The 6,384-nt window shown below is 68.6% G+C and carries 11 protein-coding genes; 6 read left to right on the top strand and 5 right to left on the bottom strand.

What is annotated here, in order from left to right:
* The 3 genes from AC13HU_RS29370 to AC13HU_RS29360 all read right to left on the bottom strand — a co-directional run.
* Window positions 1–110 (bottom strand): DUF397 domain-containing protein (locus AC13HU_RS29370; protein ID WP_483045000.1); only part of this gene is annotated, 110 nt, incomplete at its 3' end.
* A gap of 117 nt (window positions 111–227) precedes the next feature.
* Complete coding sequence (locus tag AC13HU_RS29365) at window positions 228–449, bottom strand: DUF397 domain-containing protein (RefSeq protein WP_483044999.1); 222 nt, start codon at window positions 447–449, stop codon at window positions 228–230.
* Window positions 425–1,261 (bottom strand): helix-turn-helix domain-containing protein, encoded by an 837-nt coding sequence (locus AC13HU_RS29360; RefSeq protein WP_483044998.1) that lies wholly within the window; start codon window positions 1,259–1,261, stop codon window positions 425–427. The genes AC13HU_RS29365 and AC13HU_RS29360 overlap by 25 nt, the downstream gene beginning before the upstream one ends.
* 221 nt (window positions 1,262–1,482) lie before the next feature.
* Between AC13HU_RS29360 and AC13HU_RS29355 the strand changes: the two genes are divergently transcribed.
* The 4 genes from AC13HU_RS29355 to AC13HU_RS29340 all read left to right on the top strand — a co-directional run bounded on the left by AC13HU_RS29355 (window position 1,483) and on the right by AC13HU_RS29340 (window position 3,096).
* Entirely contained in the window at window positions 1,483–1,698 is a 216-nt protein-coding gene (locus tag AC13HU_RS29355) for a hypothetical protein (protein WP_483044997.1), read from the top strand.
* Window positions 1,698–1,820 (top strand): hypothetical protein, encoded by a 123-nt coding sequence (locus AC13HU_RS29350; protein ID WP_483044996.1) that lies wholly within the window; start codon window positions 1,698–1,700, stop codon window positions 1,818–1,820. Before AC13HU_RS29355 ends, AC13HU_RS29350 begins: the two co-directional genes overlap by 1 nt.
* Window positions 1,821–2,015: 195 nt before the next feature.
* Complete coding sequence (locus AC13HU_RS29345) at window positions 2,016–2,420, top strand: hypothetical protein (protein ID WP_483044995.1); 405 nt, start codon at window positions 2,016–2,018, stop codon at window positions 2,418–2,420.
* A 169-nt stretch (window positions 2,421–2,589) separates the two neighbouring features.
* Window positions 2,590–3,096 carry a DUF6907 domain-containing protein gene (locus tag AC13HU_RS29340; RefSeq protein ID WP_483044994.1) on the top strand — a complete coding sequence of 169 codons (507 nt, stop codon included), beginning with the start codon at window positions 2,590–2,592 and terminating at the stop codon, window positions 3,094–3,096.
* Between the two features lie 246 nt (window positions 3,097–3,342).
* Here the strand turns inward: AC13HU_RS29340 and AC13HU_RS29335 are convergent, their stop codons facing one another.
* A complete protein-coding gene (locus AC13HU_RS29335) occupies window positions 3,343–4,272 on the bottom strand; it encodes a LysR family transcriptional regulator (RefSeq protein ID WP_483044993.1) in 930 nt (309 codons plus the stop codon).
* Between the two features lie 114 nt (window positions 4,273–4,386).
* On the opposite strand from AC13HU_RS29335, the gene AC13HU_RS29330 reads away from it, so the two are divergent.
* Window positions 4,387–4,914 (top strand): DapH/DapD/GlmU-related protein, encoded by a 528-nt coding sequence (locus tag AC13HU_RS29330; protein WP_483044992.1) that lies wholly within the window; start codon window positions 4,387–4,389, stop codon window positions 4,912–4,914.
* A gap of 110 nt (window positions 4,915–5,024) precedes the next feature.
* On the opposite strand, the gene AC13HU_RS29325 is transcribed toward AC13HU_RS29330, so the two are convergent.
* Entirely contained in the window at window positions 5,025–5,957 is a 933-nt protein-coding gene (locus tag AC13HU_RS29325) for an aminoglycoside phosphotransferase family protein (protein WP_483044991.1), read from the bottom strand.
* Here AC13HU_RS29325 and AC13HU_RS29320 point away from each other — a divergent pair.
* Window positions 5,932–6,210, top strand: coding sequence for a hypothetical protein (locus AC13HU_RS29320; RefSeq protein WP_483044990.1), 279 nt, complete (start codon window positions 5,932–5,934; stop codon window positions 6,208–6,210). The genes AC13HU_RS29325 and AC13HU_RS29320 overlap by 26 nt on opposite strands.
* Window positions 6,211–6,384: the final 174 nt, after the last annotated feature.

Below are 6,384 nucleotides of genomic sequence, written 5' to 3'. Positions count from 1 at the left end.
TCCTTGGAGTCGCGGACCGGGACGGCGTCGGGGTGGCCGTTCGCCACTTCGATGCAGCTGTTGGGGTCTGGGTTGTCGCTGTAGGTCGACTTGCGCCAGGTGTACGGCATGTCACGTGCTCCTTCGACGGGGCGAGTGTCGAGCGGGGCGTGGGGCTGGGAGAATAAGTGTGGGGCGCAAGCGGCTACTTCGGAAAGCCACTTGCGCCCCTTTGGCCTGAATTGGGTTCAGGTGGTCGGGAATTCGTCCGCCTGGACGGCCGAGACGAACGACGTCCACGCGTCAGCGGAGAAGGTCAGGGCCGGGCCCTGGGGGTCCTTGGAGTCGCGGACCGGGACGACGCCGGTGAAGCCGTCAGCCACTTCGATGCAGCTGTCGGGGTCCGCGCCGCCGCTGTAGGACGACTTCCGCCAGGCGGCAGCGCTCAGGTCTGGGGTGAAGTGACGCATGACGTGGTGTCCTCCAGTGATTTGTGTAGTTGCTGAAGAGACTCGGAGGGTGACAGTGCGGAGTCCCTGAGCTGATCGTAGAACAACCGCAGCTTCTCCACGTCCTCGAATTCCTCGATGAGTTGACCGCTCCAACTGCTCTCGACGTACGCGACTGTTTGCCCGCTGTGCAGCCAGAGCAACTGGAGCGAGCTGTTGATCAGACGGTGTAGGCCCGCCCGGAACGGCACGATCTGGAGGGTGATGTGTGGCTGCTGGGCGGCCTCGATCAGCTTCTCCAACTGCTCCGTCCAATCGCTTGGGGAGAGCGTCGGCCTTCGCAGCACAGACTCGTCGAGTAGGCCGCGGTAGGGGATCGCTCGGCTCCCGGTGAGGACGATTTGCCGGCTGATCCGCGCGTCCACTACCGCAGCCAACTTCTTGCCGCTACCCGGGGTTGTGGTGCGCAGGAGTTCCTCTGCGTAGGCCCTCGTCTGAAGCAATCCGGGGACCGTACTGACGCTGAACTCCTGAATGCTGGTCGCGTCGGCCTCTACCTCAGCAAAGCCGCCGTACCTGCTGCGCTTCGCCTCCTCCTTGGCCAGCCGCCAGAGGTTGACCAGGTGCCCGGTTCCGTACACCTTGTCCAGCGCTTGCGCGGCCTCCAGCGTGCCCAGCCGGCCGCCCGTCTCGAGGCGGTGGAGGTACGACTGCTCGTAGTTGCAGCGGTCGCCCAGCTCGACGAGGGTCCACCCGTGCAGCCTGCACAGTCGCGCGAGCTCTTCCGAGTACACCAATCGAGCTGAGATAGTGCCTTCTTCGATGCTGTTCATCTGAAAAAAGAGCCCTTTCTCCTTGTCCTGGCATCGGAGCAAGCCGCGCACTACGCGCGCAGGATGCCGGGATGTTGCGTAGTTTCGGTCTGCTGTTGTGCATGCCTGGCTCGCCATCTAGTCGCATATGTACGGCAATGGCTCACCTCTGCCGATCGTAGAGTGCACACGGCATTCTTGTTCACAGAACGTCAGGATCCGATCACAGAAGGACCGATCAGATGGTGTACCCGGAAGGCACATGGGTGGTGGACACGATGACGGGGGACCTCGGCGAGGTGCTGCGGCAGACCGGTGGCCTGCTGTCCCTCCAGCGGCCCGGGCGCCGCGGGTTGTGGTCGGCGGACCCCGGGAGCGTGCGGCCGGCCACCGAACAAGAGGTGCGCGCCGAGGCGTTGGCGGGGGCGTGGGTCGAGGCGGAAAGGGTGGGCGTGTGATGCGGAAGTTGGGACTGGTGCTTCTGATGGGCTGGACCGGGATCGTCGTGCTGGTCGGGTTGGCGGCGTTGTGCGGGCTGGAAGTCGGGCTCGTCATCGCGGCTGATCCGTACGGGCCTTGACGGTTCGGCTCCCTTGATCGCCCGCTCCGGCCGTGCCGAGTCCAGGCAAGGTCCCCGTCTTCCCACCCCCGGGCGGGGTTGGACTCACGGTTTGGTCGCCTACGGCCGGAGCGGGTCTCTTCTGCACACCGCAGCTACGTCGCGGCTACGTCGCGGCGGAAGCAACAGGAACGAGAACGTGAGGAGTTGGGCCACATGACCGTGCAGCGCGCGCAGCGCTTCATCTGCGGCCGGCGGACCCTGGTGCCGGACGAGTTGGTGCGTACGGTGCTGAGCCTGGTGAAGGCGGACGACGTGTACGCGTACACCCGGGAGGACATGTTCGCGACGCTGGTGTGCACGATCGAGGTGCACAGCACGCCGATTCACTACGGTGCGGCGCTCAACCTGCGCGGGCCGGAGGCCGGGACGTTGTGGGCGTTGTGGCGGGACGGCGGCGCCCCGAACGCGGTGATCGAGATACCGGACTGCCCGGCCGGGCGTGAAGTGGATTGCCCGTGCAGCGAGTTCGATGGGCACGCGGGCGGGCACAGCTGGGAGCTGGACGACCCGCCCCGGATTGCGACGACGTTCCCGCTGCAACAGCGGTCGTGGCCGTAGCGGGGCGCGACCCGCAGAGCCGTGCACCGTAAGGAAGTTGGGCACGTGGTGCGGCGATGTCGTGGTGCCGTGCTGCCCGTCGTCGAGCCGACCGTCCGCCGTGAGCCGTAGCGCCCCGTGCGGCCGTAGCGCCGTACAGCCGTACAGCCGTAGAGAAGGAACACCTCGCATGATCAGCTTTCCGCCCGCCCCGGCCGAGTTCCCGGTGTTACCCGGACCCGCGCGGCAGTGGACCCTCACGGCGGTCGACGGGCACACCCTCAGCGGCTACCTGCCGCCGTGGGCCGGGGACGACCCGAGCGAACACCACGTGCCCGTAGAGCAGTTGGCCGACCGACTCGCCGACATCCACCACAGCGCCCGCTTCCCCGGGCAGACCACCACCGTCTACACCGTGGCCGATCCCTCCGGGCTTCCCTCCGAGCAGGAGATCTTCTCCTGCACCCTCGACTGCACGCCCTACGCCCAACTCCCCGACCCCCGCGTACCGGTGGCCAACATCCATCTGTGCGAGGAGAGTTGGATCACCGACCTCGATCCGGACGGGCTGCTCCGGGTGGCCGACCTGCTCCGCGCCGAGGCCGACCGGCTCGACCGCGAGGTGCGTCCCGCTCTGATCTCAGCTCGCAATGACTGGGCCGCTCGGACCCGACCCGAGCCCGACGGCTCGCCCTGAGCGCCCGGCCGGGCGCTCCGTGAGTGTCAGGTGCGCGTCCTCCAGCGCTTCCAGCGTCTGGTCCTCGCCCAGGGTGTCGCCGACCGCGCGGTCGCCGAACGAGTCGTCGTACGGTGCGCCGTCCCGCGTTTCCAGCCGGGCGTCGGCCGCTGTGGCGGTGGAGAGGTAGTGGCCGACCAGGCAGGCGGCGGCAGGGCGGCGGCATGTGACGAGCGCGGCCGTGTGCGGTTCGGCCGGGAGCTCTGGTCAGCGGTCTACCCAGTCCGGCGCCCACACGTCGTGCGGGGTTCGCGGGCCCGCGGTGCGCAGATGGTCGCGTAGCGCGGTCAGCACAGGGTGCTGGTCTCCGCTGCGGAACAGCAGCGCGTGTGGGTAGACGGGGGTCGGGTCGTGCAACGGGATGCGCCGTAGGTCGTGGTTCTGGGGCCACAGGTACCGGTCCCCGCTGCCGACGAGGGTGGCCGGCGAGGCCGAGTCGGCGAGCGCGTCCATCAGGGCCTCGTCACCGAAGTGGGGGCCAAGCGCGTCGATACTCAGGCCGAAGGCCCCGGACAGCGCCTGGTAGAACGCGGCCCACTCCGTGCCCGTCCTGATCCCGGGGATCCAGATGCGGTGGCCGGCCAGGTCCGCGGGACTGGCCCAGGGCGCGTCAGCCAGCGGGTGGCCGGGTCCGACCAGGAGCTCCAGGGGTGCGTCCAGGAGTCGTTCGGCGCTGATCCCGGCCGGGACCTGGTCTGCCGGCACGGCACGGAAGGACGCGTCGATGGTCCCTTCGAGCACCGCATGGGCGGCCTGGGCGGCGTTCTCACTGCTCAGCGTGACCGCGTCCAGGTCCGTCTCGGGGTGGGAGCGGTAGAACCGGTAGACGGCCCGGGCCGGGGAGATGCGCCGATTGAGGACATCGACGCGCAAGGGACGGCTCCCGGGGCGCACGGCCCGCTCGGCCTGATCGATGGCCGCCAGGACCTTCTTGGCGTGCGGCAGGAAGACCTGCCCGTCCAGGCTCAGCCGGGAGCCTCGGGAGGTCCGCACCAGGAGCGTGGCCTCGATATGCCTCTCCAGGGCCGCGATCCGCTTGGAGACCGCCTGCTGACTGATGCCCAGCTCGTCGGCCGTAGCTTGGAACTGGCCGGTCCCAGCGACGACCACGAACGTGCGCAACGCTTCGACATCCACGGTTCGACCCTACTTCCACAACCATTGGTTGTGTCTGGTGTGGTGCGGGGTTGTTTGATCGAGTGTTCTGCGCGGTGATGGGATCAGCGCATGTCAACCCGCACAGAGCAGGTTATGTATGTCCAGACGCCTGAGTTCGCGCGTCATGTGGAGCGGATCGTGGAGGTGACCGATGCGACGTCTCGACTGAACGTGCTTCCGTTCAGCGAGAGCGAGGTTCGCGCTGAACTACTTTCTGTTGTGTTCGGTGGCCCGCTGCCGGAATCGGTGGTGATCTACCCGCCGTTCTTCACCGAGTGCGGGCTGAACACGACGTTCGGGGAGAACGTCTTCGTCAACCAGGGATGCACCTTCATGGACAAGGGAGGCATCCGTATCGGGAACGGCGTCATGATCGCCCCGAAGGTCAGCCTCATCACCGGAGGCCATCCACTGCCCCTGGCCGAGCGCCGCGAGTACCTCTCCTTCGCCCCGATCGTCATCGAGGACGACGTCTGGATCGGGACGGCTGCCGTGATCACGCAGGGGGTGACCATCGGTGCCGGTGCGGTGGTCGCTGCCGGTGCGGTGGTCACTCGTGATGTTCCTGCCGGCACCGTGGTCGCGGGAGTGCCCGCCCGGGTGATCAAGAAGATCGACTGAGACCGACCAGGCTGCTGGACCGGGTGCGCAGCACCTCGTTCGCAGAATCCACCACCGCCGCCCCTTACGGCGTACCGCTCCCTCAGCACCGAGACGCCCCAAGAGGCAATCTAGGCGCGCTCGGTGAGGAGTGTCGCCAGACGGGCGGCGAAGTCGGTGATCCGGTCCAGCTGCGGCCCGCCGCGGGTGACGTGGAAGCCGTGCCGCAGTCCCCAGTAGGTGGCCTGGACGGCGTGCAACTGGGCCCAGCGTTCGACTCGTTCGCGATCGAGTTCGGCGGTCTCGGCGAAGACGTCGAGCGTGCGGTGGATCGCCTTGCGCAGGTCGTCCGCTTCGATCAGCCGCAGCGCGAGCGACTTGAGCAGCGTGCCGCAGTCGTAACCGCGGTCTCCCGCATACCCCTTGGGATCGACGGCCAGCCAGGGCTCGCGGTCCGCGCGCAGGATGTTGCGGGGGTGGAGGTCGCCGTGGATCAGGGTGTCCGGCTGGTCGCGGCCCAGTTCGCGGACGGTCGCGACGGCGGCGGTCACCACGCGGGGAGGCAGGACGGACGCCAACTCCGCCGCGTCAGTGTGGAGTTCGCGCTCCCATTCGTCGACCTGCCCGCGCAGCCGGGGCAGTTCGGGCGGCGCGGGGACGGCCAGCCGGTGACTGATCCGCCCGGCGGCCGTCACGATCTCGTCGGTGTCGTCGATCTCCGCGAGCGTCGATGGGTGGGCCCGCTCCAGCAGCATCGCGAAGCGGTCGTCGTCCCGCTCGTACAGCAGGACGGCGCCGTGCCCGCGCCATGCCGCGAACGCGTCGGGCTCATGGACGTTGCCGGGGTGCGGGAAGGACACCTTCAGTACCGCGAGGTCGCCGTCGCGTCGTCGTACCGGCGCGATCAGGCCGACGCCGCCGTGGAGGAGTGGGCCGTCCGGTACGCACGTCCAGCGTTCCAGCAGGTTGTCCACGATTCCGGGCAACTCGGCGAGCCAGGCCGATCCCCGGGCGCCCTCGCGGGCGACCGTGCTCTGCGTGAACGCCTCCGGTATCGCGGTCATCCGGGCACCCTATGCGCTGGTCCGGGCGCTGGTTTCCGTACCGAGCCCGGCGGTGGACCCGGAGCCGTCCCCGGCGGCGGTGGCGGCGGGCGGCGAACAGGTAGACGCCGCCCAGGTCCTCCTCGGCACCCACGCCCTGCCCTGGACCGTATTCATCCTCCTCGCCCCCGCCTTCGCCGCCACCTCCGCCGCCCGCACCCACGGCTTCCCCGCCGTCATGGGCGGGAGCCGAGGGGCGGCGCCGCAAGGGTGAGTGGCAAGGGTGAGCCGTACGGGCGAACGGCCTTACCGGACAGCCCCGTTGACCGTTGACCATTGACCGCTCAGCGGCGCTTGATCACCTTCACCGCCTGCCCGGGGCGCCAGACCTGGATGACCAGCAGTTGCTCTTCCTGGTCGACGGAGGTGAGCACGGCCTCGGTGAGGT

This window comes from Streptomyces sp. NH27 (assembly GCF_056859195.1).
Note: the sequence above shows the minus strand (reverse complement) of the source record. Positions and strands in the feature narration are given on the sequence as shown.